Below are 24965 nucleotides of genomic sequence, written 5' to 3' on the forward strand. Positions count from 1 at the left end.
GCCGACCGCCAGGCCGCGGCCCGGCATGCCGGGCCGTCCCCAGCGACAAGCACCCCGGCCGCATCCGCGCCGCCCCGTGCGAGCCATGACCGCGGGCCCTCCCCGGCGCCTCGTTCCTTGGCTCCCCCCTCCACTGCGAGCGGCCCATCGAAGCAGGGCAGTGCGCTGCCCGTTGCGGGCGAAGGGCCACAGGCCGATGGAGCGATTCAACAGGCGCTGGAGAAGGCCTGGCCCGCTGACCTGCCCAAGGCCGACGCCCACCGTGCGGTGGCCCGGGCCTGGAAGATCTGGCGAGCGGACGTGACCGGTGCGAACGCTCAGACGCACCACCGCTACACGCAGGCGCGCAAGCAGGCCGCGATCGCCCGCCGCGCCGACGGCGGCCGAGTGCAGGTGCACCTGGTGTGGGCCGGGGCCGGACCGGACGGCAAGCAGCGGGAGGGCCGCACGGTGCGGATCCTCCTGGACCCGCGCCACCCCGACGAGTGGACGGTGATGGGCTCGTGATGGAAATGCTGCACGACCTGGCAACGGGCATCCTCGCGTCCGTGGGCTGGGCTGCCTCCCACCTGGTGCTGCTGGCCTTCATCGCGCTGCTGGTCTTCGTCGCGGCCGAAGCCGTAGCGGTCCGCTTGGCCCGTGCGGCAAGTCGTCGGCGCGTGCGGCTGCGGATGGTCCCCTCCAAGACATTCGATCCGGACCCTGAGCATCTGTGGCGCTCCACCGTGCAGCTGGCCTCGGCTGCCTCTTCGGGGCCCTGGTGGGCGCCACGTCGCTCGCGGACCCTGCGGGCCCGCCTGCGGGCGAATGCCGACGGTGACTCGGTTCTGGACTACTTCTTGGAGGCACCTGCGGCAGCGCGGCACCTGCTGGACTCCACGCCCCTGGAAGGAGTGCGGCTCGAGCCGGCCGCGCCGCTGCCACGGCGTAAAGAGCTGCCGCATGTGGTGCGCGCCGAGTTCACGATGCGCGGCCCAGTGGTGGCCCGCTTGCGGGAGGTGCCGCTGGTCCCCGACCCCTTGCAGCCCTTGGTCGACGCGGTCTCAACGCTGCGCACAGAGCTGGGTGAGAGTGCGGAGATCTGTATCGACATACAGCAGGTGCCGCCCTGGCAGCTGCGGCTGCGGCGCTGGCAGCGGCTGAGCGAAGCCCGCGCCTACGCCCAGCGGCAGGCGGAGAAGGACGCCCGCTCATCGGCCCTGGCCTCCCTGTCAGAGGACTCTTTCCGTATCGAGGTCGCCGACATGCTCAGTGGGAACAAGAACCGGCCGATGCGTCGCCTGGCGTTGCCGCCCAAGTCACAGGCGGTCGACCGGGAGCGCACTCTCGGAAAGCTGGCCGAGAGCGCCGGGCTGCTGCGAGTGCAGATCCTGGCACGGTGTACCGCGACCCGGCCGGAGCGGGCCGCCCAGCGGATGCGGCGCATCGCCTCCGCCCTGCAGGTCTATGCCGGGGATGTGCGGTTGTCCCAGCGTGGCCGCCAGCTCGGGCCCTGGAGGCTGGATGCGAACCGCAAGGGGCTGCGCGCCGCGTTCGACCAGCGCTGGCGCACTGGGCAGGTGTCTGCCGCGCAAGCCTCGTGGGTGCACGCCTCGGAAATCGTCGGACTGCTCAAGCCGCCGACACGGCACTGCCGGGTGCCGCTGCGCCACCAGGACCTGCCGGTCTACGCACCGGGCACGCCCGGGCTGATGCCGCACGGCTGGCACCGGGGAGCCGACGGCAAGGAGCGGCTGATCGCCACCCGGCTGGAGGAAACCCTGGTCTCGGTCCGGTCCGGGAAGACCGCCTACGGCAAGACAACGCAGGCCATCACCCAGATGATCGCTCTCGCGCACGACGGCGGCGGCGCCGGCGGGCTGTTCATCGATCCCCACGGTGACGCGATGCGCGACGCAGCGCAGTTCCTGGCGCACCCGCACATCGCCGAGCGACTGTGGTACCTGGATCTGACCGGAAGCGGTGCCAATCCGCGGACCGGGTCATGGAACGCCCTGGGCGTCGAACACGGCCAGCACAGCGAGCAGATCGTGCACGCGGTGGTGGACGCGTTCGCGGACATGCTCGGCTGGGCGGACACCACCCACCCCCGAGCACTGACCGTGATGACCAAAGCCGTCGAGGCTCTCGTCGAGCTGAACGTGGCGCTGGTGCGCCGCGGTCGGGCCCAGGCACAGGCGACGCTCTTCCAGATCGAGCCGCTGTTGACTGACGCCGTCTTCCGACAGGCGGTCCTGGATGCCGCTGCCTTGTCGGAGGAGTCGGCGCGCTGGTGGCGGACCACTTTCCCCACCATTCCGCCGGACGCCTTTCCCACGGTGCTCAACCCGATCGAGCGGCTGGGCCGTCGCAGCACCATCCGGGCGTTCCTCGGGCAGCCGGCCTCCAGCTACTACCTTCGGGCGGCGATGGATGAGGGGAAGCTGGTGTGGATCTGCCCCTCGGCGACGGGTCCGACCGACCGTCTCATGCTCTCTCTGCTGTTCAACGATCTGTACCGCACTGGGCTCTCACGACGGGCCATCCCCACTCAGCAACGGCGCGCCTTCCATGTGTTCGTCGACGAGCTGCTGTCGATCGATGGGGCGGTGGAGCTGTTGGCTCCCGTCAGTGAGCAGTTGCGCAAGTTCGGTGTGAGGCTGCACGGGATGACGCAGCTGCTGCAGCGGCTCAACAATTCGACGCGGGCTTCCTTGCTGCAGAACGCTTCGGTGATCTCATCCACGACGGCCTCGCATGACTCGGCCGTCCTGGTGGCGCGCGAGTGGAACGGGGCGGTGGAGCCGACGGAGTTGATGGCCCTGGACCGCTATGAGCACTACATCTCGCTCACCCACCACGGCAAGAAGGTGGGTCCGCTTCGCATTCGGGGCCCGCAGCCCGAGGACACCTTTGCTTCTCTGGCGCGGCCGCACCACGTGGTCAGTCTGCGCCAGCAGGCCGACACCAACCTGGGGGCAGCGCTGGTCGAGCAGGCGCTTGAAGCGGTGAACAAGCACACCGCCACCGTCAGCGACGCTCTGCGCCCAGCGTCCGCCCGGCCGAGCGCAGGAGAGGAGGGGGACGCCGTCGAGCCCGAACTGAGCTGAAGTCCCGTCAGGAGCGGAAGGGGATGCCCATGGATGGACCATGGCATTGTTCGCAGCAGTTGAGCTGCGGACGTAACTGTCACGATCAGCGATCAGAGCGGCAAATGCGTCGCCCGAGTATGTCAGTTGCAGTCGCGCCAGGTGGCGCAAGACCCTCACTGTTGCGTAACGTGACTATGGAGACACTAAGAGTATTGCCTGGCCGCATCAGGACCACCCCCCGCAGCCACCGTCAGGAACACCTCGGTGGCGTGGCCGGGAGACCCAGCCGGGCGGGCACATGTCGGGGAGGAATCAGTGACTCGCAGTCACCTATCGCACACTTCACGGGGAATCCGGGCTGCCAGCGTCCTGGCTTTGTCCTTGGCAGTGTTCACCCTGTCCGCGTGTTCCGAGAACAAGAAGGATGCCCCCTCCTCCCCGAAGGAGCCCGCGCCTCTCTCGCCCTCCAAGAGCTCGTCCGCCAGTGCTGGCAGCGAGGAGGAAATCGCCAAGACCGAGGTGCTGAGAGCGTATGACAAGTTCTGGGACGCACAGGTGGCGGCATACCAGAAGGGGTCCATGAAGGGCGCCGGCGTCGAGAGGTACGCCACCGCGAAGGCGTTGGCGTTCGTCGACGAGGGGGTCCGCTCGATGGCGAAGGAGGGGAACCGGAAACGCGGGAAGCCTTCTCACAAGGCCACTGTCTCCAAGTTCACCGCACGCAAGCCCGGTAGCGTCGCCACCGCGACGATCAGCGACTGCTTGGACACTTCGTCGTGGAAGACAGTCAAGAAGGACTCGGGGAAAGTCGTGCCCCTGCCTTCTGACGTGCCGAGCCGTTTTACCGTCACCACCAAGGCCGAAGATTGGGGGAAGCGCGGATGGAGGATGCTGGAAGTCACCCCCACCGCACGGAAATGCTGAGGCGGCTGCCAGCCGCCTGCGGCGCGGCCGCCGCGCTGATCAGCCTTCTGCCCACCCCGGCCCAGGCCGCCCCCTTCACCGGACTGTGCAAAGGCCACGACGCCTACAGCACGGCCGTCTGCGCCGACAAGCACGGAACCAAAGGTTCGAACAAACGTGTCCCGGGCAAAGGCACCGCCCCGGCTAAGCGGGGGAAGCCTGCCAAGCCGGCCCCGTGCCAGGTCCACAAAATGGAACAGCCACCCGCCAACAGCAGCCTGTGGGGAAAGGGCCAGGACCCGAAAAAGGGCCAGCTCTACTGGCGTGTCTGCAAGGGCGGCATGAACTGGCAGACCCTCTCGGGCATCTTCTACGCAGAGGAAGAGCCGCCGAAAGTAACGGTGAATCCGGCGGAGGTGGCGCGTCACGCCATCGATGAGATGACGCTGCTCGGGCCGAAGATCATCAGCCCGAAACCGGGCGGCACCTACACCGTGGGGGTGCCGCTGTGGCTGCGGGCCGGCTCCGGCGCGACCCGGTGGGGGCCAAACTCTGCGACGGCTTCGGCGGGCGGGGTGACGGTGACGGCTACCGCGAAGGTCTCGAAGGTCGTGTGGTCGATGGGTGACGGGAAGAGCGTCACCTGCACCACCCGGGGTGCCGTCTACAAGCGGTCCATGGGGCTGAAGGAGTCTCCGGATTGCGGCCACACCTACGGCATCTCGTCCGCGAAGAAGCCCAAGAAGCGCTTCACGGTCACCGCCACCTCCACATGGAGCATCGAGTGGCGGGTCGAGGGTGGCGGCGAGAGCGGCACGGACGTGGAGACCCGCACGTCGCAGGTGTCCATTCCGGTGGGTGAGGGCCAGGTCGTCGGCCAGTGACGAACGACCACGTACACGCAGGGGTGAAGGGGACAAGGGAGAGAGCACGTTGAGCAAGACGACCGTCGGGACGCCGCAGCAGACAGCACCTGGCATCCCGACCCAGACGCCCGGCCAGGCCCCTGGCGTGACCGTTCCCCGGGCGTACAAGGCTCGGCGCCGCAGCCCGTGGCTGGCCACCGTGTCGGTGGCGCTGATCGCCGGGTGCGGTCTTGGCTTCGCGCTCATGCTGAATTCGGCGGGCGACCGCCAGCGGGTGGTGATCATCGCGCAAGAGGTCCAGGCCGGGGAGAAGATCACCTCCGATGATCTGCAGACGGCCCAGGTCGCGGTCGATGGCGGCCTGAAGACCATTCCGGCCGACGAGCAGGACTCCGTAGTGGGGCGGCGGGCCGCAGTCGGCCTCAAGCCCGGCTCGCTGCTGGCCCGCTCCCAGGTCACTCGTACCGCGCTCGTGCGCCAGGGCGAGCAGGTGGTACCCGTCGGACTCAAGCCGGCGCTTGTGCACGCCTCCGGCCTGGCCCCGGGCCAGCGGGTCGAGGTGGTGAAGGTGCAAAAGGAAGGCGAGGCCGATCCCACCACGGGCAAGAAGGAGGACGCTCCGGTGCAGGAAAGCGTCCCGGCCCGGGTCATCAAGGTCGGCGAGGCCGAAGAGGGCAGCGGCACGCGCGTTGTCGATGTCGCTGTTCTCAGGGAGGACGGCCCCAAGGTCCTGTCGTGGTCGGCCAGCGAGAAGGCCGCGCTCGCGTTGGATGTGCCGGACGGTGCGCGATGACGGTGGTCGCGCTGGCCGGGTGTCCCGGCGCCCCGGGCACCACCACGACGATGCTCGCGCTCCAGACCGCATGGCCCCTTCAGGAGGGCCGCACCCTGATCGCCGCCGAGTGCGACCCGGACGGCGGGAGCGTGCTGACCGGCGCCCTGCAGGGACGGCTGGGCACCGGGCTCGGGCTGGGCAACCTCACGCTGCCCGGCCGCCGCGGCGCGCGGGAGTTGCACGAGGCGTTCTGGAGCGAACTAGTCTTCATCGAGGACGAGCAGAAGGCCCAGCAGCGCACCGGCCGTGCCGTCCTGCCCGGTTTCGCGAACCCACTGACCGAGGCCCCCGGCTTCGGTCCAGTATGGGGAGTGTTGGCTGAGCAGTTCGCCGGGATCGAGTCACACCAGCACGATGTACTGGTGGACTTGGGCCGCTCCGGCGCCTTCGGCCCCTCCGGAATCCTGGCGCGCCGGGCAGATGCGGTGATTCTGGTGGCCCGCACCACGCTGCCCTCGCTCCACGCGGCTGCCGTGCGGCTGGAGGGGCTACGCGAGCACATCCGGCACCTGGGCTTGGTGCTGATCGAGGAGGAGCACCGCGCTGCCTATGCGCTCGCGGAGCTGCGCAAGCAGCGCGATCTGCAGGTGCCGCTGGTGGCCGCGCTGCCGTATGCGCCCAAGCTGGCGCGGGTCTACTCCCATGGGGCCACGCCTGAGCGGCGCTTCGAGCGCAGCCGCCTGATGCTGGCTGTCCGGGGCCTTGCTGAAGCGCTGGTGCGGCAGATCGCCGAGCGCCGGGCCGCGCACACCCGCCGACTGCAGCACGTCACCGGACAAGGGGAGGTGTCCCATGCGCGGTAGGCCAGCGGACCCGAACGCGACGCTGCGTCGTCCACCGGCGCCCGTCCCGCCCCCTCCGTCCACCGCGCCCGCCCCGGCAGCCGCTGCTCCAGCACAGCGGCCGGCCGCCACCCCGACACGGCATGGCCCGGCGCGGCCCCGCACCGTGGGGGCGCGCGAGCTGCCGCAGGCCCTGGTGTCCGAGGCGGACGCCCAGTTCATCAAGCAGCGCGTCAGTCAGCGCCTGGCCGAGGAGCGGAAGACCAACCCGGGTATGTCGCGGAGTGACCGCGAGCAGCGCTGTCTGGGCTGGATCAACGATGAAGTGGCCATGTGGTACGGCCGGCAGGCTGCGCAGCGGGGAGCCCCGCCCAGCGGGGAGGAGGAGATGGCGCTCGCCCGCTACGTGTTCGATCTGCTCTTCCGTGCGGGACGGCTGCAGCCGTTGCTGGATGACACGCGGTTCGAGAACATCCACATCAACCGCTACGACCAGGTGTGGGGCGACCTGGGTAGCGGCGAACTGGTGCGGCTGCCGCCGGTGGCCTCCTCCGATGAGGAGCTGCGCGAGCTGCTGCAGGAGCTGGCCCGCAACACCAGCCACGGGCAGCAGGAGAAGATCTTCTCCCCGGAGGCCAAGCCGGAGCTGTCCCTCAGGTTGGACGACGGCTCCCGCGTCCAGGCGTTCACCGGTGTGACCCCCTACACCTGCGTCAACATCCGCAAGCACCGGCACCGGGACATCAGCCTGGACGACCTGGTCGAGCTGGGAACCGTGGATACGTCGCTGCGGGACTTTCTGCGGGCAGCCATCCACGCGGAGAAGAACCTGATGATCTCCGGGAAGGCCGGCAGCGGGAAGACGACGCTGCTGCGTGCATTGATGCGCGAGTACGACCCGGACGAGCGGATCGCCACGCTGGAGACCGAGTACGAACTGTTCGCCCACGAGAGCGGACACGCTCGGCAGATCATCGCCCTCGAAGGACGGGAGGCGACCGGGGAGAGCACTGCGGACGGGCGGGCCGCCGGCGAGTACACGCTGCAGGACCTGATCGCCCCCTCGTTGCGGATGGGCACGCAGCGCACCGTGGTGGGTGAGGTGCGCGGCGCGGAGATCATCGCGATGATGCAGGCGCTCACCAGCGGCGAGGGCGGGAGCCTGTCGACCATTCACTGCCGCAGCGCCTACGGCGTCTTCGACCGGATCGCTGAGCTGTATGCGCTGGCCCGGGAGAACCTTTCCGAGAAGCTTGCCTACCGGCAGATCCGCAACGGCCTGGACTTCATCGTCCACGTCGAGATGATCAATGAGCGGCGCAGCGGGGGCGGCCGGCACCGGTTCGTCTCCCACGTGCTGGAGATCACCGGGGGTGAGAACGAGGACGGCAAGCCTGCGACCAATACCGTCTTCGGCCCTGCCCCTGATACCGGGGAGGTGCGTGCGGTACCGCTGATGGGACCGGCCTGCCTCTTGGACCTGCTGCGTGCGGGGATGCCAGAGACGGCGCTCGACCAGGCGACGTGGCAAAGGCCCCTGCCGTTGAAGTGGGGTGGCGTGCGGTGATGCTGTGGGGTCTGGTCTTCGGGCTCGGCGCCGGCGCAGGTGTGGTCGGGCTGGTGTGGGCGCTGGTGGGCGTCAGTGGCCCGGGGCGGCCTGCCTGGTGGCGGCGGTGGCGATCCGGGCACCCGGAGGGTGCGGCGGCGCGCAGCGTGCGAGCCCGCTCCCGTGTGCGGCTGGCCGCCGCGGCCGGTGTCTTCCTGCTGCTCTGGCTGGTCACAGGGGTGTTCGTACTGGCCGTGACGGGCGGCGCAGCCGTGGCCGGAGTGCCGTGGCTGCTGGCTCCGGTGCGGCGGGCGGCCGTGCGCATCGACCAGTTGGAGGCGCTGGCCGAGTGGACGCAGCGGCTGAGCAATGCGCTGCGCGTGGGCAAGGGACTGCTGCAGGCGATGAAGGACTCCCGTACCGGCTGTCCGGCAGCCATCGCTGGGCCGGTGGAGGACTTGGCGGAGCGGCTGGAGGTGCGGGTGGCGCCGGAGACGGCGCTGCGGGCCTTCGCCGATGACGTCGATGATGTCGCTGGTGACCGGGTGGCTGCCGCGCTGATCCTCGCTGTCACCTCGGCGGGGCGGGGGCGGGGACTGGCCGATTCGTTGGAGCTGTATGCGGCGGCCGTGCGTGCCGAGGTTGCGAGCCGTCAGAAGATCGAGGCCGAGCGGAAGAAGTGGCGTACGACCTTGAAGATTCTGATCGTCATCATGCTGGGTGTGGTGGGGATCGGGCTGCTCATCCCCTCCTACACCGCGCCCTACGGCACGCTGCTGGGACAGTTGGTCCTGGGAGTTGTTGCGCTGCTGTTGTTCGCGACCTTGTTGTGGGTGCGGCAGCTGTCGGCGCCGCCTGCCTCGCCCCGTTTCCTGATCGCTGATCCACGCAGCGCGGTGACGCCGCCCGCAGCGGTGGAGGAGTCCGAGGCGGGACACCTGGCGGCGGCCGGGGAGGTGCGGCGGTGAATACCAGCGCACTTCTGCTGGGCTGCGGCATGGGCGCGGGGCTGGCGCTGCTGGTGCGGGCGCTGGTGCCTGCCCGGGCGGGACTGGGCGAGGCCTTGCGTGCCCCCGGGCCGCACACGGGTGCCGCAGGCGCCTCGGGTGCGCTCGACCGGGACGAGGTGTGGGGTCAGTGGGTGCTGCGCCGCCTGTCGGGGCTTCCCGGGATCACGCTGCCGGTCCGTGACCTGGAGTTGCTGGGCAGCTCCCCGGCGAAGCTCGTACTGAAGAAGGCCGCCCTGGCAGGGATGGGCTTCGTGTGGCCGTGGGTCTTCCTGCTCCCCCCGATGCTGGTCGGGTTGCCGATGCCGTTCGCGGTTCCGGGCGTCGTCGGCGTGGTCACCGCCGCGCTCGGCTGGTGGATCCCCGACCTGGAAGTGCGGGCCAAGGCCAAACGGGCGAGGCGGGAGTTCGCCTACGCCATGGCCGCCTACCTCGATCTGATTGCTCTGCAGCGGGGCGCCGACAGCGGACCGACCGAGGCTCTGGCCCGCACCGCCAAGGTCGCCCACGGGTGGGCGTTCCGCCGCGTTGACGAAGCGCTGATGAGGGCCCAGGTGGAGAAGGTGCCGCCGTGGCAGGCGCTGCGCGAGCTCACCCGCGAGCTGGGGTTGCCCGCGCTGGATGATGTCGCCGACATCATGCGCCAGTCCAGTCACGACGGGGCGGCCGTCGCCAACACACTGCGGAAACGCGCCGCCAGCCTCAGTACCCACCTGTTGGAAGAGCAGGCGGCAGAAGCCAACGCGGACAGCGAGAAGATGACGGCGCCGATCTCGATCGTCGCCGTGCTGCTGATGTTCATGATGGGCTTCCCCGCCGTCCTGCGGATCCTGTCCATTGGCTAACTGTGTCTACCGAGGAGGAGTTGAATCATGCTCGATCGATGCGCAGTCGCGCTGACGATGCTGTCCACCACCCTGCAAGGCCGGTGGGAGACCGCGCGCGCGGAGATGAAGGCCCGTGCGGACGCCGGGGAGATCGCGGTCTCCACGGTCATCATCTGGGCCGCGGCCATCGGGGGAGCCATTGCCATCGCCGGAACCATCACCGCGGTCCTGCTGAAGGCCAACGGCAAGCTGGACTCGGTCTTCGACGGGTGAGAGGGGAAGGGGAAAACGGTGCCGGCCGCCGGGCGTGGAGAAAGGAGCTGTGTTCGGACCGGGGGGATGTGGTGGTGACCACCGCAGTGGTGCTGCCGCTGATCCTGGCGCTGGCCTGGATCGGTCTGCAGGCCATTACCTGGCACTTCGCCGCCGAGGCCGCGCTGACCGCAGCCCGTAAGGGAGCCCAGCAAGGCTCGGAGTACCAGGGCTCCGCCGCGGCCGGGAAGCGGAAAGCCAAGCAGTTCGCCGAACGGCTGGCCGGCGGCAACCTGCGGGCCGTGAGCGTCTCCAGCGCGGGCAGCACCCCGCAGCGCGTGCGGATCGTGGTCAGCGGCACCGCGCCCTCCCTCCTGCCGGGCAAGGACGGATGGCACATCACCCAGTCGGGCACCGCCCCAGTGGAACGGTGGACAAAGCCAGGGGAAGACCAGTGAGCGGTCTTCTGGCGCGTCGGGGCCGCGCCGTTCGGGGCGCTGCGGGCGATCGGGGCAGCGCGGCCGTCGAAGCGGCGCTGATGACCCCGACGTTGGTGATGCTGATCTCTTTGGCGCTGGCCGCCGGGCAGGTGGTGCGGGCTGGCAACGAGGTGGACGCGGCGGCCAAGGCTGCCGCCCGCGCCGCGTCCATCTCCCGCAGCCCCGCCGCAGCGCAGCGGGCCGCATACGCTGCCGCACAAGATTCACTCTCCGGGCAGGTCGCATGCGAATCGACCCAGGTGCGAGCTGACACCGCGGCGCTGAAAGTGCCGGTGGGGCAGGTTGCGAAGGTCACCGTCACAGTGCGCTGCACCGTGGACTACGGCGACCTGCTGATGCCTGGTGTGCCCGGCAGTAAGACGTTGACCGGTTCGTTCGCCAGCACCGTTGACAGGTTCCGGCAAAGGACGGTGTCGTGATGCGGACGGCGAGGATGCTCCTGCCTCGTGTCCCCCGTCTGTCCGCAGAGGGACGGAGCCCGGATCGGGGCGGGATCTCAGTGTTCGTGGCGGTGGTCACCGCAGCGATGCTCGCCCTGCTCGGGGTCCTGGTGGTGGATGGCGGAGGCACGATGCGCGCGGCCTCCAACGCCGAGGCGCTCGCCCGGGAGGCGGCCCGGGCCGGGGGGCAGGCCATCGACGGGGGCGCCGCCATCGAGGGCGATGCCTGGCGCGTGAAGCCGGCGGACGCGACGGCCGCTGCGCACGCCTACTTGCGTTCGACGGGCACACGCGGCTCGGTGACGGTCTCCGGCGACGGAAAGACCATCCACGTCACCGTGCGCGACACCTACTCCTTCCGGTTCATGCCGGGCTCCCGGACCGTGACCGGCGAGGGAGAAGCGGTCCTGCTGCACGGCGTCGACGAGCCGGAAAACTAGTCACCCAGCCACGGTCGTTGATGAACGAAAGGGTCCCTCTGTGAGCAAACGCCGACCCGCCACGGTCCCTCCCCCACCAGCACAGCGCTCCGGCGCGGCCGTGGCCCGGGCACTGGCAAGCGTCCTGCTGCTGGCCGCTCTCCTGGCGGGCCTGCCCGTTCTGCTGGGCTGGGCCACGCCCCAGGTGTGGGAGACGGGCCGGGAGGATCTGGCGCATCTGCTGGACCGCCCGGATGGGGGCGGGGCTTTCATGCTGCTGCTGTTGGCCGTCGGCTGGGTCGCCTGGGCCCATTTCGCATGCTCGGTGATCGTGGAAGCCGCTGCCCAGTTGCACGGCCGGGCCGCGCACCGGCGGCACCTGCTGGGCCCTAACCAGCGGTTGGCGGCCGTTCTGGTCGGCAGCGTATTGGTGCTGCTTCCCACCAGCAGCGCGCTGGCGACTCCGGCCACTGCCACGTCCGTTTCGGTTTCGCTGCACCACCAGCCGGCGACCGCCCATGACGAGGGCTCAGGCGGGCAGCAGACTGCCGCAGCGCAGGAGAAGGACAAGGCCGCACACAGCACCAGGACGTATACGGTGCGCGAGGCCCGGCCCGCCGAAACGCTCGGCAGCATCGCAGAAGAGCAACTGGGATCGTTCGATGCCTGGCATGAGATCGCTGATCTCAATGAGGGCCGCGTCATGACCGACGGGCAAGTCTTCGACGCGCGCTTCCTCCAGCCCGGCTGGAAGCTTCTGCTGCCCGAAGCGGCCAGGGAAGCTGCCTCGGAGGACGACGACTCCGGGATGCGTCCGGCCGCCGCAGCCGAGCCAGAACGGGCTGACCGCTCCTACACCGTCCAGCCAGGCGACAACCTCTCCCGGATCGCTGAAGACGTCTACGGCGACGCCGGTAGGTATCCGCAGATCGTGCGGGCGAATCCGGGCAAGCTCTCCGACCCGGACCTGATCTACCCAGGGCAGAAGCTGACCCTCCCGCACGCGGGAGACGCAAAGACGCCCTCTCCCACCCGCCCGGACCACTCACCGGCCGAGACCAGCAACGACAAGCCCAAGGAGGCGGGCGGCCAGGAGCAGAAGGGCGGATCGGGCAATCCGGAGCGCGAAGGCGACCGCGGCGGCGCTGATGGGCGCGAGGACAACAAGCGCGAGGACCGCCCCGGCGACCAGGCGACGCTCACACCCTCCAAGCAGCCGCCCCAGGAAAGCACCCCGGGCGCAGCGAAGGAGGCCGGGCCCGTCGCAGACTCCGTGGTCACCGCTCCCCGGGTCTTGGGCGCGGGTGCACTGCTGGCCGCGGGGATGTGCGGTGCGCTCGGCGTCAAGCGCATCCTCCAGCAGCGGCGCCGTCGCCCGGGCGAGACGATCGCCGTCGAGGAGCCCACCGTGACCGAGCAGCGCATGACCGCTGCTGCCGAGCCCGGCAGCGTGGAGCGCCTGGATGCCGCCCTGCGGGCGCTGGGCCACAACCACGCCGCCGCACGGGCGCCCCTGCCGCCGCTGCGCGCAGCCCGGGTCACGGCTCGCAGCGTCCAGATCCTCCTCGACGACGCCAGCGAGTCCCTCGCTGCCGAGCTGATGGCACCCTTCGTTCCGCTGACGGAAGGCTGGTGGGAGGCGGCTGTGGGCGCCGACGTGCCGGCCGAGGGGCTGGAGCAGGTCCCCGCCCCCTACCCCGGACTGGTCGCTATCGGCAGCGGCGCTGAAGGGGAGCATGTGCTGCTGAACCTGCCCCACGCTCAGGTGCTGTTGTTGGACGGACCGCCGGAGCGGGTGCGGGAGGTGGCCCGCGCCGTGGCGCTGGATGCGGCCACCTGCGCGTGGAGCGACCATTCCGAGATCCTCACCGTGGGCCTCGGCCAGGAGCTGCCTGCGCTGCTGCCCAAGGGCCGCGTACGTGCCGTGCCCCACCTGGCCGCCGCTGCCCGGGACTTGGGCGAGATCCTCCTCGAAGCCCACCAGCAGGCCGCCGACGACGACGCGGACGCGCTCTTGCCGTGGCTGCTGGTGTGTGCGGCCGAAGCCGAGCCCGACCAGGCCTGGGCCCTGGCCGATGCCCTGGCAGCCGCCCGGAGCGCACCTGTGGCTCTGGTGCTGCCCGCCGAGGCGGTGGCTGCCGTCTTCCCGCAGGCCGAACGGTTGGACGCCGCCCAGGACGAGGCCCAGCCCTGCGCGCTGGCCGGGCAGTCCCTGCGTCTGGGCCGCGTCACCGACGACGAGTACGACGATCTCGTCGCCGGCCTTCGGATCGCCGATCGGCCCGCTCAGCCAGCCCGGGCTGAGTGGCAGCATGTCCCCGCCGCCGTCCCGCAACAAAGCGAGGCCGCCGCCTCCCTGGCCCCCGTCGCCGTGTCCGGTCAGCACGCCCCGGAACCGGCGGTCGCCGTCCAGGTGCAGGCGAACAGCACGTCCACCGCAGCCCGCGACAGTGACGCGGGCGAGGCCTCACCCTTCCCCGCTCTGTTGGCCGCGGTGAAGGATCCCGGGCGCGTCCCTGCCACGGCACAGACGCACGGAGAGGAGGAGGCTGGGGCCGGCGCCGAGCAGCCGCTGCACCAGGGCCGCCAGTCCGGCCAAGCCGCTCAGGAGCCGGTCGGGCCCGGCTCGGACACCGACAGCGGGCCAAGCCTGGAGGAGGACGCAGACGGACCGCAGATCAACGTGCTGGGGCCGGTGGAGGTCAGCGGTGTGGCGGCCTCCGGCCACGGATACAAGATCGCCGCGCTGGCTGCCCTGCTCTACCTGCGCCCCGGCCGCAGTGCCATGGAGCTGTGTGAGGCCATGGACCCGAACAAGCCGTGGAGCAAAGCCACCTTGCAGTCCCGGGTCAGCGAGCTGCGCGCCCGGCTGGGCACCGCCCCGGACGGCACCGCCTACCTGCCACGCGATAGGCAGCGCCCGTACCGCTTCGCCCCCCAGGTGCAGTGCGACTGGGCGCACTTCCAGCGCCTGGCCCGCCGCGGTCTGGAAGCCGGGCCTCCGGCGGGACTGCCGGACCTGGCGGCGGCGCTGGCGCTGGTGCGCGGCCGTCCGCTGACCGGCCCGTCCGGTGCCGATCTGCCCTGGGCCACCCCGCTCATCCAGGAGATGCTCTCGCGCATCATCGACGTCGCCCACACCATCGCCACTTGGCACCGCACAGGGCCGCGCCCCGACCTGGATGCGGCCCGGCAGGCGCTTACCACCGCACTCGCCGTCGACGACACTGCGGACGTCCTGTATCAGGACTGGATCCGGGTAGAAGCTGCCGCGGGCAACCGTGCCGGTGTCTACCAGGCCGTCGAGCAGATCAACGCCGTCTGCCGCCGCCTGGATGTGGAGATGCTGCCCGAGACCGAGGCGGTGATCGAGGACGTCCTCAGTTCCCCCGCCCGCACCGCATGACACGTCCGCCCTGCGGCCACCGGGCCGCAGGCGGATCGCGGCAGCCGTCTTCAGGAAGAATCGACATGCCTGTTCACATCAGCAGCGACATCCGCGAACACATCGGCGAGGCCGAGGCCGACCGGTTCGCCCGTTCACGCATCTACACCTGCACTCAATGCGGGACAGCTGGTGACGCGAGCCGCGAGCCGGCCATCGCCACACTCGCCGTCAGCCCCGAACTCTCCCACTTGGGCATCGCCCACCAACGGTGCGCACCCACGGAGGTGATCCGCCACTACCCGAGCGGCCACCTGAAGCCCGCCACACGCACCGACCTCATCCCCCGCGCCATCGGCATCCCCTCCCCCGACGGGACCCGGCCCGGCCTCCTGCTGGCCTGGGAAGAGACCGTCATGCTGTTGCCTGCCGAGGGGGAGGCTGCCGCGCCGGTGCTCCAGTACCTGCTCAACCAAGGCCTGCACCGGCTCTCGGCCCTGGGCAAGACGCCTCCCCCATGTCCCGGATGGCTCGTGCGCCAGGGCCCCGGGGAGGCGCTCCAGGTCGACGGGCCCGGAAACCGGCATCTCGAGGACGGTCGCATGACCGCACCGACGACCTGGCGGTCTCTGGTCGCCACGGCCGGAGAGGTGATGCTGCTGATGGGGCAGCTCGACCTCGAGACGCTGTACGCAGCCGAGCCGCCGTGGTCGTCCTACCAACAAGCACTGCGCGAAGGCCGTCTGCTGGCCGGGACCGTCCCCGTGACGCTGCTGTGAGGGCTGAGAAAGGAGCTCCTGGCCGATCCCCTTGCTGGCCGGGCGCGCCCGCCTGGGTCGTCTCACCCATCCGCTGGTACGCGGGCTGCTGCACCAGGTGTCGGATTGCTTCGTTCACTGCGGCGTCCCAGAGCTGTGGGCCCAGGACAGGGGGGTCACGACGCTACGGTAGGGCGCCTGTCTGACAGCTACTTCGCCAGCCGCACGCGGTGTCCGTCCGAGTCCGCAGTGACCCAGTAGCGGTCAGGCCCGGGCCGACCCTCACGCTCCCAGTCGGCGTGGGCCTTCTCCAACTCCTCCCACAGAGGCCGCTCACCCCACTCCCACACCGCACCCGTGCCATCGGCGTGCGCGGCCGACCCGGCGCCGTCGTCCAGCCACGCCTGGTAGGTCCCGTCCCGCTGTTCGCCGGACAGATGCACGCCCGGCATCCGCATATGGACGTGTACCTGGCAGCCGACATCGGCTACGCAGCGGGTATCCAGCTCGGTCGGAGACTTCCAGCTCGGCCCTGTGGGGCGGGCGAAGGCGCTCCCGAGTGTGCGGGAGGGCATGAAGTCGGCACCTGCCACGAACCGGCCCTGCGCAGCTCCCATTCCGTTGGCGGTGAGCCGGGCCAGGCCCGCACCCCAGATCGGGGCAACGATCACAGCTCCCGGTGCGCTCTGCGCAAGGAGCGTAGCGGGGACGGCCCGTACCGAGCAGGTGAGGACGATGCGCTGGTACGGGGCGGCGTCCGGCCAGCCGCGTTCACCGTCCGCGCACACGACCCGGGCCGTCTGGCCGGCCTGGCGCAGCGCCTGCTCGGCGGAGCGTGCGACAGCGGGGTCGACTTCGAGGGTGGTGACGCGGTCGGGGCCGGCGCGGTGGGTGAGCAGGGCGGCGTTCCACCCGGTGCCGGTGCCGATCTCCAGTACCGCGTCGCCCAGCTGCGGGTCGAGGTGGTGGAGCATCGCGGTGACCATCGACGGCTTCGAGTTGGAGGAGGTGGGCGTCCCGTCGGGGGCGCGTTGGGTGATGACGGGCTCGTCGCTGTACACCAGGTCCCACCAGTCGCCCGGGTCCGTCTCTCTGTCCACGGGGGTGCGGTCGCCGTGACGCCACACCTGGGCGGGGATGAACCGGTGGCGCGGCAGCGCCTCCAGGGGCGGGCGCCACAGGCTGGAGAGGTGTCCGGCGTGCTGAAGGTGGTCCAGGAGGGCGCGGTTGCGTTCGGCTCCGGTCATCAGTCGCTGTCATCGCTGTCGTCGGGCTGACTGGGCCCGGAGCCGTCCGGGCTGGGGTCCGGTGGCTCGTAGGGCTTGTCCGAGGGTTCGCCCCTGTGCCGGTCCACGACGGTGCTCCTTCCGTCAGCTGTCCAGTCACGTTCGAGGATGGCGAAGAGGGCGACAGCGCCACAAGAGCGCACGGATGCGTCCGCATGCGCTGAGTCGTTTAAGCAGGGTCGAGGCTGTCAGCAGTGATCGGGCGAAGGAGAGCCTCCGTGCCGGTGAGGTCGTTGAGTACAACATCAGCACCGGCTGCCCGCTGCTGGCAGTCCTTCCTCCGCTACTTCTACGTCGAGCACACCTTCCGCATGCTCAAGCAGACGCTCGGCTGTGAAACCGCGTCTGCGCAGCTCGGCCGTGGCGGATCGGTGGATGTGACTGGTCATCGCCACCCATACCAGCTCTGGCTGGCGCGTCCCCTCGCCATCGACCTGCGTCGGCCCTGGGAGCGAAGGACGGAGCCAAACAAGCTCACCCCGGCTTGCGTCCGCAGGGGGTCCCGGAACCTCCACGCGGAGGTCACCTTGCGGGCGCGTGCACCGCAACCTCCCGGTCCGGCCCCGGACGACCGCCGGGCTCAAAGAACCGTCACGGAGCAGCCCGTCAAGGCGTGGGTCGCGTCCTCGCCACCGGACAGGCACACGCACGCCCCACCCATCACAAGGAGAGGACAAACCGCCGCAGAACTGCGCTTTCACCCGGGTGACGCGCCGTCCTTTTGAGGAAGCCCTTCGTTGCATGACCTGCCTCAAACAACCCTCAAACCGCTCGTGCCCGAACAGCAGGGTCCAGATAAACGAAAAGCTCAGACGCTGATTTTGATGCCCACGTGAGCCGGGTCTGGTGTTTCGGGCTGGTCCGAAACACCTGGGCCGGGTCCGTGTGCCGGGCCCAGGATTGGGACAACAGGCCCCGCACCCGACAACAAGGGGAAAAGCATGCTGGTAAAGAAAGTGATTGCACGCGCGATGGCCGTCGTGTTGATCGCGGCCGGAGGACTCACAATCAGCGCAGGCACCGCCATGGCTCACGACAAAACGTACTACTGGTCCATCGGGTGCGGAGTCGCCGGTGTGCAGGACTGCGGAGAAGCGAGGATCTACAAGAATCACCGAAAAGTCGCGTCCTGTGACATGACTAGGGACGGTATCGTGTTCGAGGTCAGGTGGACGCGCAGCGACGGTGTCAACGGGAAGAATAGGGACAGTAGTGACCCCGGCTGCGATGTTCAGACCGCCCCCGCGGGCACATACATCACCTACTTTCAGCCGTGCCTGGACATGGGGTCCTACTACAAATGCGTAGATCGGATCCGCGCCTGATCACCGATCACGGCATGGGCAACTGACGGTCCGTGCGCCACTGCCTGGCACGATACGCCGATGAGCAGTACCCCGCCTGCGGCCGTCCCCCGACCTCAGCCGCTCGCCACGCTCGGAAAAATCGCCCTCGTGACTGCGGTGCGGCTGAGGGGCCCGCACGGGGTGGCTGTTCCGGTTTCACGGGTGTCAGCGTGCCCAAGTCACTCACCCTGCGCGGCGGCAAGCAGTAGCCTCATGCCGCGCGACGCAGTGGGGAGGGGCGGATGCCGACGACAGTCCTGGGGTTCCGGCTCGGTCATGACGAGACCGGCCGCCAGCAGACGCTCATCGTGACGCACAACGGCCTGCGGCACGCCGCGCACGGCCGGTACGGAAAACCAGGTACCGTCTGCCGGCCCTCGCCGCCCTTTGGACAGCATCCGGTTCATGCTCAGATCGCTCGGCTGCGACAGGTGCACGCCGACCTGATGCGCCGCGGTTTCACCCGTGTTCTGATTCCGCCTGCTTGCGTGCGTCTGGAGGTGGACGAGCCGCCGCTGGCCGACCACCCCTACGGGCCCGGCGCCCCCGGTCCACACCGGGCGCTGGTCGAGGCGTTTGTCGGCGCCGCGCCTGCTGGTGCACGCGAGCTGGAGGAGGCCATCACCGACTTCTACGCGGCCATCGGTGCGCCGCGCCGTCGTACGACTTCCGGGTACACGCTGGCCCCCGCCTCCACGTCTCCGCACCTGGCACGTCCGTACCGTCAGCTGGCCGCAGGTCGGCTGATCGAGTGCGGCCGCGGGGCTCCCGTGGGCTACACGGTCACCCCTGAGAAAGTGCGGCTGCGGGTCGGCTCGGCCGAGCACCGGCTCACTCAGGAGCAGATCGTCCAGTTGCTGGCTGACCTGACTGCGCTGCTGTACCTGCAGCGCGCTCGCCGCGCAGCGGGCCGCTGAGCCGCGCCAACGCACCGGCGCCTACCAGACGGCCACTGGCCACACCAGGACGTACAAGCGCGGCCAAGGCTCGGCAGACGATCTCGGCGTGCAGGCCGCATGTCCGCCCACTCACCATGACGCCGTTCGCATACCACACCGCTTACCACGGGCGTCTGTGACGCAGTCGTGATCCCACCAGCCCTCTGCTGGAAAGCAAGGCGGTAAGTACCGCGCCGAAGAGTAAGGCACTGATCAACCGGTTCAGCGGCCCGTGCGGCCGACAAGGACGGAAGGCAGAGCCCATGGCGCGTAAGACGTCTCCGCGGATCCTCACTGTCATGGCCGGGGTGCTCCTGGCCAGTCTCCTGGGTGGCACACCTGCTGCCGAGGCCAAGAGCAGCCATCACCGTGCGTGCAAACACCGCACCTGTTTGACCGTCTCGGTCGACAACAGGGGGCCAGGCACGAGGATCGTCGCCATCGATATCCGCAAGCCTCGGCACAAGCGCGTGCACGGCCGCGCTTGGTGGAGCTACCGCAAGCCCGGCGGCCGCACGCACAAGAGCAAGAACCTTCCGGTGTGGAACCACCGCGGCATCGCCGCCGCCTACACGTTCACCGACAAGCGGGTGCCGCACAAGACGCTGGTGTGCGCCAAGTTGGTCACCCGCAAGGTCTGCACCCGCGTGTGAACCGCCTGTGCTGGTCGGCTGCTTTCGGCGAAAGAGGCCAGGGCCGCCGAGCTCCCCTTTCCGCATCCAGGGCGCTGTGCTCTGGCTTCCCACCGTCCGTGTTTCCTTCAAATGTGCTCCGGAGAACCACATGGCCCCTCGTTTGGCTCCGCGCCGCTACGCCCCGCTTTCCTGTGCTCTCGCGCTGATTGCCCTCACGGCGGCCTGCAGCGGCTCCATGGAAGGAAGCGAGTCCAAGGCCGGAGAGGAACAAGCCTCGCGGCATGCCGCGGCGGGCGTCGTCAGCAGGGAACATGCGACAGGGCTCCTGGACCGGTACGTCTCGGTCAACAACCGGGCGAACAAGTCCCGGGACGGCAAACTGCTTTCAACGGTCGAGGGCGGCGCCCTCCTCGAACAGAGCAAGGCCGACTACAAGCAGTCCGCCCTGGCGTCCACGAAGGAGAAGGCCGAGTACGGCGAGCCGTTCTACTACGTGGACCGCCGTTATTTCATTCCACGCAAGGGAAAGGCGAGCTGGTTTGCCGTCTCGGCGCGTATCAAGGATGACGACGGAAAGAGCCGGCGTCCCGTCCTTTTGGTCTTTGACCGGGAAGAGAAGGAGCCCTGGAAGCTCGTGGCGAGCGTGCAGGCCCCGAAGGGCCGCAACCTAGCGCCGGCCACGGACGAGGAGAGCTTTCTGCGGTCTGTCCCGGCCTCTGCTCGGCAAGGCGACATGGCGCCCGATCAGCTCAAAGCGGCGCTCACTCGGCTGTATACGAAGCGCGAGGTGGCCGCTTCGGGGTTCAAGCCGAACAAGCTGGCACGGGCGATCAACAAGTCGGCCCGGGACGCTGCCGACGGAGTCGGGGAGGGAGGTCGGATGCACTGGATGAGCGGGGGTACGCGGCACACGAAGACCTACGCGATGAAGACCCGCTCGGGGCAGACGCTCGCTGTCTTCGCCACGCCCGTGGACCGGACTGTCCGCGTCACCGAACCCGGGTACACCGTGAACCCGAACGAGGTCGAGCAGGTCTATGTCGGGGAGTCCGGAGCGCAGGGGTTTTTGACCTATTACCTGCACCAGTCCGTCGCGCTCATCCCGGCCAGTGGCAAGCCCACACTCCTGGGCAGCGAGTACAGCCTCATCGGCTGTGAGCGAGAAGACGGCTTCTGACCCTTGGTGCCTCCGGGCCGTCGGCAGAGTGAGGTCAACCGCAGATGGTCGCCTTGGCCGGCCGGGCGCGATGCTCAGCCTTCGCGCCCGGCCGGACTGGCCGTCGCGCCATACTGCTGTAGGTCCTGCTCCCGACGTCACGGTGGCAGCCCCTGTGCGCTCCCCCGCCCATTACTACGTGCTGCTATCCGGTCGGACGGGGCGGAGCATCACGGAGAACACTGGTGAGTCGGGGAACGGCTTCTGGTCTCCGATCTTGCGGTAGCCCCATGCCTCGTAGACGGCTTGGACCGCGCCATCCCCGTTGGCCGGGTTCACCAAGAGCGTGACGCGCTCTTCGTTGCGACAACTGAGCCATGCCTCATGAAGCTGCCAGGCCACACTCCGGCCTCTCCACGGCTTGCGGACAACGATCTCGTTCAACGCGACCGTGCGCTTGCCGTCCTCTGCTGTCCTCTCTTGGGGGAGCGGCGTGAGCATGCTGTTCCACCACTTGGTGTCGGGACCGAGGGCCGTGCCGAAGCAGAAGCCGACCGGTTCGCCGTTGTCGTATCCGAGCACCGCAGTCCAGCCAGGGCGGGACGCGTATGCGGACAGCCGTTCATCGAAGCGCTCCACGTCGTAGAAGGGGCCGGTCAGCCCGAAGTCGTGGTGCCGCACCTCGACGTGAATGTCGAGAATCTGCTGTCGGATCTCTGGCAGATCCGCTGCAACGCAGTGCTTCACATCGACAGTGCTCACAAGCCCCTCATTCCTTCGACGTAGCGGTCGGTCCACTCGATCACGACGGGGCTGCCTGCGGCCAGATGGGTCAGCCTGTGATCGAACGTACGGAGAAGTTTGAGGTTGCGGCCGGGCGGTGGTGGCCCGCCCTTCGCGGGGAGGAGCGGCAAGGCGGTGGCGACAGCTTGCTCAGCCTCGCCCTGTGCGAGCTGGGAGAGGGCAAGGTGGATGCTGTAGTAGGCGCGGTTGCGCCGGAACTCGGGCCGCAGCCGGGACAACGTCCTGTGAAGGCGGGCTTCTGATTCGTCATGCCGTCCGAGACGCCCCATGACGAGCGCGGCCAGGCCGTCCAGCTCGGCATCGTCGAAGAAGGACATCCATGCCGGCCGTTCGTCGTCCAGTTGGGCCCTCTCATACGCCTTCTCCGCGCGGTACAGGGTGCGCAGGGCTGCGGCGTCTTCCCCCACGGCAGAGAGGACGCCTGCCAAGCGGGCACTGGCCAGGGATCGAAAGAGGGCGTCCTTCCGGCACACGGCCGCGCTCTTCCCGGCCTCGGCTGCGGCCAGGGCGTCGTGCATGTTCTGTTGCTGGAAGGACAGCAGCGCTGCGTGGCCCCATAGACGGAGGTGCATTTCGCTGCTGCGCGAGTAGCCGGCCAGTGTCATCGCGGATTGCAGGTGGCTTTGGGCACGCTCTGGCTTCTGGGCCTCGACGGCGGCCCACAGCGCTGTGCCTGTGAACGCCGCGGCCAGGTAGTACAGCCGTCGGCGGACGCGTTCGGTGGCATGCCCCACGGCCAGCAGGTCTTTGGCATGCTGCATGTGTGCCAGGGCGCGGGTCTCCAGCTTGATTCCGCCCGCCCCCTGGTTGTCAGCTTGAATCAGCTCCGCGAAATTTCGCTCCAGCCGGTCCGCGTCGCTCATGCCCACCCGCGCCGTGCCGTTCGCCGAAGACACGGGGAGAAGAGCAGCGGCTGTGAGGGAAGCTGTAGCCGCGGTGATGGTCCGACGCCGCACTGGGTCCTCCGATGGTGATCGCTCTCGTGCAGCCGGAGGGGTGAAGCCCAACTCCTCTGCCGTCGCACCAAATTCTTCTTCGAGAACCTTGCGCTGTCTCTCCTGCGGCCAGCGAGTTTTTCCGGTCAGCCAGTTCCGGATGTGCCGGTCGGTGAGCTTGCCAGGCTGTCCCGTCAGCACACCGATCCGATGGTTGAGTCGGTCGGCCAGGTCGGCCTGGCCCATGCCTGCTCTCTCAAGCCGAGCTGCGAGGTGCGGGTTCCCCGTCATACGGCAACGGTAGCGGCGCAACTCCATTGCGTGACACCTCGAAGGTAAAAATTTCCGGTCGTACGTCAGTGGATCGGGCCCACAATTGCCTGTCCCCCGTATGCAGTTGCTCGGTTACCTGAGTGCGTGCCCCTTCCTCCGGCCGGCTGAGACGGCGCCGTGCTGGAGGACCAGGAGCACGCCCAACCTCACATCCCCTGACGCAACCGTCCTACCGGAGGACTCATGTCCCTCTCCGTGCATCGAGCATCCACGGCCGCCACCAGCTCGCTGCTGTGGGCGACGGCTCCCTCCAGGGCGGGTATCCGGTGAGCGCCGTGGTGGCGAAGGAACGCTCCAGGATTGGTGCGGTTGTCCTGGACACAGCACGCCGACGCGTAGGAGTCGTCACACAGACGCCGGACGACGTGACCTCGACTCCGCTCTACTATCTGCGGCCCCTGCACGGCGGGCAGGAGTGGGAGGCGTCCGGTGACGGCTCCAGCCTGCACTCCGTCCCGGCCCCGGGTGATGTCCTGGCCCGGCTTCTGGCCGGCGAGCCGTCCGAGGACCCGATGGCCGACGTGCTGGTGCTCACCGCGGAAGCAGCCTGTGTGATCACCGCCCTGTGGGCGACGTCGGAGGGATGGCCCGAGACACAACGGGCCCCCATCCGCCAGGCGTGCCGGGAGCTCCGTGCGTACGTGGAGGACCTGCGAGCCCTCAAAGACTTCGTGCCGACCGACGCGCGAGCGCTGGCCCGGCGGCTGGCCCCTCTGCGGAACCGTCTTCCTCAACCGCCGCGGCCCGACTTCACCCGACTTTGAGAGCTGGCCGTCTCCGCTTTCACCCCCATGAGGGAGGCGGCCGTGAAGGGGGGCTTTCCGGACCCGCAGCGACCCCCGCTCTGGCATGCAGCGGGCGAGTCCCGGGCCGGGAAGCGGCGCCGCTCAACGTGCGTACGGCAGGCGAGAGCCGCACGCGGGAGTGAGTGCCCCGACCGCCGCCAAGGCCAGGCGTGGCGGTCGGCCCTCCCCCTTTTTTTTCTCCCCCGAGAAGAGGACACCGTGTCTGCTCCACCCCCCGTTGCCACCCTCCGGCATCCCCCCGTCACCTTCCCCACTCCAGCGGCCCCCCAGCGGCGGGGCTTCGCGACTGACACGGAAACGATGGCCCGCACGTTGGCCAAGCTGCGCAGCTATCACAACAGCGACCTGCCCACCTTGGACGAGATCCTGGACGCACTCGAAAGCGTCCTGGACGCTCACACCGACTTGAGCCCTGCAGACGCGCCGGCCGTTGCCGAGCGCCTGCACAGGGCCTTCCGCACCGTCGTGCACGCGGCATCGGCCCCAGGCTCCACCGTCGATGGTGGCGCGCTGACCCGTGCCCGGCGCGTCCTGTTCAGCCAGGAGCAGTGCCCCAAGGAGCCCGAAGCCGCCGTCGGCTACCTGCGGCGGCTGGCACTCGCCACAGAGGAACTGCTGACGGCGCTGGAGGCTACCTATGAGTGACCCGGTCCGCGGTCTGCTGACCCGGCAAGAGCAGCGCATCGTGGCGGGCGTCGCCGCTGGAACACGTGCCCAGCGGATGAGCCGGGGGGCCTGGGCGGGCGCAGCGTCCAAGCTGGGCACGGAGGATGACGCGCAACTGGTCGCTGCCGCTTTCTCCAGCGGCGCCATCGGGCATCCGTCCCGGACCGGGCCCACTCCCCGTCTCACCCCGTCAGAGGGTGCGCTGGTGCACCTGCTGCTGCGGGGGCTACCAGCCGAGGACATCGCCCCTCAGGTGGGGCGGAGCATCAACGACGTCAAGGCGAGCTGCCGCTCCCTGCAAGCGAAGCTCGGGGCCCGCACGCCCGCGCACCTGGTGACCCGGCTGCACGAGCGCGGCCTGTGCACCTGCCCGCAGAAGGACATCCCGCCGGCCGGGACCGCGGGCCCGGGAGCAGACCAGTGACGATGATGCCCGCCGATCTCGAGCGCATCATGCGTTCCGCTCTTC

General features: G+C 69.4%; 25 protein-coding genes. 22 read left to right on the top strand and 3 right to left on the bottom strand.

Annotated elements, in window-relative coordinates:
* Positions 1–300 precede the first annotated feature (300 nt).
* From JW613_RS33480 to JW613_RS33550, 15 genes are all read left to right on the top strand, one after another.
* Positions 301–507 (top strand): hypothetical protein, encoded by a 207-nt coding sequence (locus JW613_RS33480; protein ID WP_209214675.1) that lies wholly within the window; start codon positions 301–303, stop codon positions 505–507.
* Positions 507–3089: an ATP/GTP-binding protein gene (locus tag JW613_RS33485; RefSeq protein WP_209214682.1), complete on the top strand. Its 2583-nt coding sequence runs from the start codon at positions 507–509 to the stop codon at positions 3087–3089. The genes JW613_RS33480 and JW613_RS33485 overlap by 1 nt, the downstream gene beginning before the upstream one ends.
* 363 nt (positions 3090–3452) lie before the next feature.
* Entirely contained in the window at positions 3453–3995 is a 543-nt protein-coding gene (locus JW613_RS33490; protein ID WP_209214684.1) for a hypothetical protein, read from the top strand.
* A gap of 230 nt (positions 3996–4225) precedes the next feature.
* Positions 4226–4858 (top strand): ATP/GTP-binding protein, encoded by a 633-nt coding sequence (locus tag JW613_RS33495; protein WP_099886212.1) that lies wholly within the window; start codon positions 4226–4228, stop codon positions 4856–4858.
* A gap of 49 nt (positions 4859–4907) precedes the next feature.
* A complete protein-coding gene (locus JW613_RS33500) occupies positions 4908–5633 on the top strand; it encodes an SAF domain-containing protein (RefSeq protein ID WP_209214686.1) in 726 nt (241 codons plus the stop codon).
* Entirely contained in the window at positions 5630–6478 is an 849-nt protein-coding gene (locus JW613_RS33505; protein ID WP_099876549.1) for a MinD/ParA family ATP-binding protein, read from the top strand. Before JW613_RS33500 ends, JW613_RS33505 begins: the two co-directional genes overlap by 4 nt.
* Entirely contained in the window at positions 6468–8024 is a 1557-nt protein-coding gene (locus JW613_RS33510) for a TadA family conjugal transfer-associated ATPase (protein WP_245226762.1), read from the top strand. Before JW613_RS33505 ends, JW613_RS33510 begins: the two co-directional genes overlap by 11 nt.
* Positions 8024–8971: a type II secretion system F family protein gene (locus JW613_RS33515; protein WP_209214688.1), complete on the top strand. Its 948-nt coding sequence runs from the start codon at positions 8024–8026 to the stop codon at positions 8969–8971. The genes JW613_RS33510 and JW613_RS33515 overlap by 1 nt, the downstream gene beginning before the upstream one ends.
* Positions 8968–9855, top strand: a complete 888-nt coding sequence (locus JW613_RS33520; RefSeq protein ID WP_307866142.1) for a type II secretion system F family protein — start codon at positions 8968–8970, stop codon at positions 9853–9855. Before JW613_RS33515 ends, JW613_RS33520 begins: the two co-directional genes overlap by 4 nt.
* 27 nt (positions 9856–9882) lie before the next feature.
* On the top strand, positions 9883–10110 hold the full coding sequence (locus JW613_RS33525; protein ID WP_245226764.1) for a hypothetical protein: 228 nt from the start codon (positions 9883–9885) through the stop codon (positions 10108–10110).
* 74 nt (positions 10111–10184) lie between these two features.
* A complete protein-coding gene (locus JW613_RS33530; protein WP_143674810.1) occupies positions 10185–10547 on the top strand; it encodes a pilus assembly protein in 363 nt (120 codons plus the stop codon).
* The gene (locus tag JW613_RS33535) at positions 10544–11008 is read left to right on the top strand and encodes a TadE/TadG family type IV pilus assembly protein (protein ID WP_307866143.1); all 465 of its coding nucleotides are present in this window, start codon (positions 10544–10546) and stop codon (positions 11006–11008) included. Before JW613_RS33530 ends, JW613_RS33535 begins: the two co-directional genes overlap by 4 nt.
* An 86-nt stretch (positions 11009–11094) precedes the next feature.
* Entirely contained in the window at positions 11095–11469 is a 375-nt protein-coding gene (locus tag JW613_RS33540; protein ID WP_307866144.1) for a hypothetical protein, read from the top strand.
* A gap of 40 nt (positions 11470–11509) precedes the next feature.
* Positions 11510–14854, top strand: coding sequence for a LysM peptidoglycan-binding domain-containing protein (locus JW613_RS33545; RefSeq protein ID WP_209214692.1), 3345 nt, complete (start codon positions 11510–11512; stop codon positions 14852–14854).
* A 65-nt stretch (positions 14855–14919) separates the two neighbouring features.
* The gene (locus JW613_RS33550) at positions 14920–15612 is read left to right on the top strand and encodes a hypothetical protein (protein WP_209214694.1); all 693 of its coding nucleotides are present in this window, start codon (positions 14920–14922) and stop codon (positions 15610–15612) included.
* Between the two features lie 188 nt (positions 15613–15800).
* Here JW613_RS33550 and JW613_RS33555 read toward each other — a convergent pair whose 3' ends face one another.
* Positions 15801–16838 carry a methyltransferase domain-containing protein gene (locus JW613_RS33555; RefSeq protein WP_099876563.1) on the bottom strand — a complete coding sequence of 346 codons (1038 nt, stop codon included), beginning with the start codon at positions 16836–16838 and terminating at the stop codon, positions 15801–15803.
* A 980-nt stretch (positions 16839–17818) separates the two neighbouring features.
* Between JW613_RS33555 and JW613_RS33560 the strand changes: the two genes are divergently transcribed.
* From JW613_RS33560 to JW613_RS33575, 4 genes are all read left to right on the top strand, one after another.
* Positions 17819–18202: a hypothetical protein gene (locus tag JW613_RS33560; protein WP_143674812.1), complete on the top strand. Its 384-nt coding sequence runs from the start codon at positions 17819–17821 to the stop codon at positions 18200–18202.
* A gap of 263 nt (positions 18203–18465) precedes the next feature.
* A complete protein-coding gene (locus JW613_RS33565) occupies positions 18466–19140 on the top strand; it encodes a hypothetical protein (protein WP_099876568.1) in 675 nt (224 codons plus the stop codon).
* A 320-nt stretch (positions 19141–19460) separates the two neighbouring features.
* Positions 19461–19814: a hypothetical protein gene (locus JW613_RS33570; protein WP_143674813.1), complete on the top strand. Its 354-nt coding sequence runs from the start codon at positions 19461–19463 to the stop codon at positions 19812–19814.
* Positions 19815–19944: 130 nt separating this feature from the next.
* The gene (locus JW613_RS33575; RefSeq protein WP_209214696.1) at positions 19945–20973 is read left to right on the top strand and encodes a DUF8094 domain-containing protein; all 1029 of its coding nucleotides are present in this window, start codon (positions 19945–19947) and stop codon (positions 20971–20973) included.
* A gap of 174 nt (positions 20974–21147) precedes the next feature.
* Here JW613_RS33575 and JW613_RS33580 read toward each other — a convergent pair whose 3' ends face one another.
* Together JW613_RS33580 and JW613_RS33585 are read right to left on the bottom strand one after the other, a co-directional pair.
* Positions 21148–21714: a GNAT family N-acetyltransferase gene (locus JW613_RS33580; protein ID WP_307866145.1), complete on the bottom strand. Its 567-nt coding sequence runs from the start codon at positions 21712–21714 to the stop codon at positions 21148–21150.
* Entirely contained in the window at positions 21711–23009 is a 1299-nt protein-coding gene (locus tag JW613_RS33585; protein ID WP_486585931.1) for an NsdA family TPR-like regulatory protein, read from the bottom strand. Before JW613_RS33585 ends, JW613_RS33580 begins: the two co-directional genes overlap by 4 nt.
* A gap of 380 nt (positions 23010–23389) precedes the next feature.
* Here JW613_RS33585 and JW613_RS33590 point away from each other — a divergent pair, with 380 nt between their 5' ends.
* The 3 genes from JW613_RS33590 (at position 23390) to JW613_RS33600 (ending at position 24920) form a co-directional block, all read left to right on the top strand.
* The gene (locus tag JW613_RS33590; RefSeq protein WP_099876581.1) at positions 23390–23788 is read left to right on the top strand and encodes a hypothetical protein; all 399 of its coding nucleotides are present in this window, start codon (positions 23390–23392) and stop codon (positions 23786–23788) included.
* Between the two features lie 342 nt (positions 23789–24130).
* A complete protein-coding gene (locus tag JW613_RS33595) occupies positions 24131–24475 on the top strand; it encodes a DUF6415 family natural product biosynthesis protein (RefSeq protein ID WP_099876584.1) in 345 nt (114 codons plus the stop codon).
* The gene (locus JW613_RS33600; protein WP_099876587.1) at positions 24468–24920 is read left to right on the top strand and encodes a helix-turn-helix transcriptional regulator; all 453 of its coding nucleotides are present in this window, start codon (positions 24468–24470) and stop codon (positions 24918–24920) included. Before JW613_RS33595 ends, JW613_RS33600 begins: the two co-directional genes overlap by 8 nt.
* The last annotated feature ends 45 nt before the right edge of the window (positions 24921–24965 follow it).

This window comes from Streptomyces smyrnaeus, assembly GCF_017676345.1.
Classification (GTDB): Bacteria; Actinomycetota; Actinomycetes; order Streptomycetales; family Streptomycetaceae; genus Streptomyces; species Streptomyces smyrnaeus.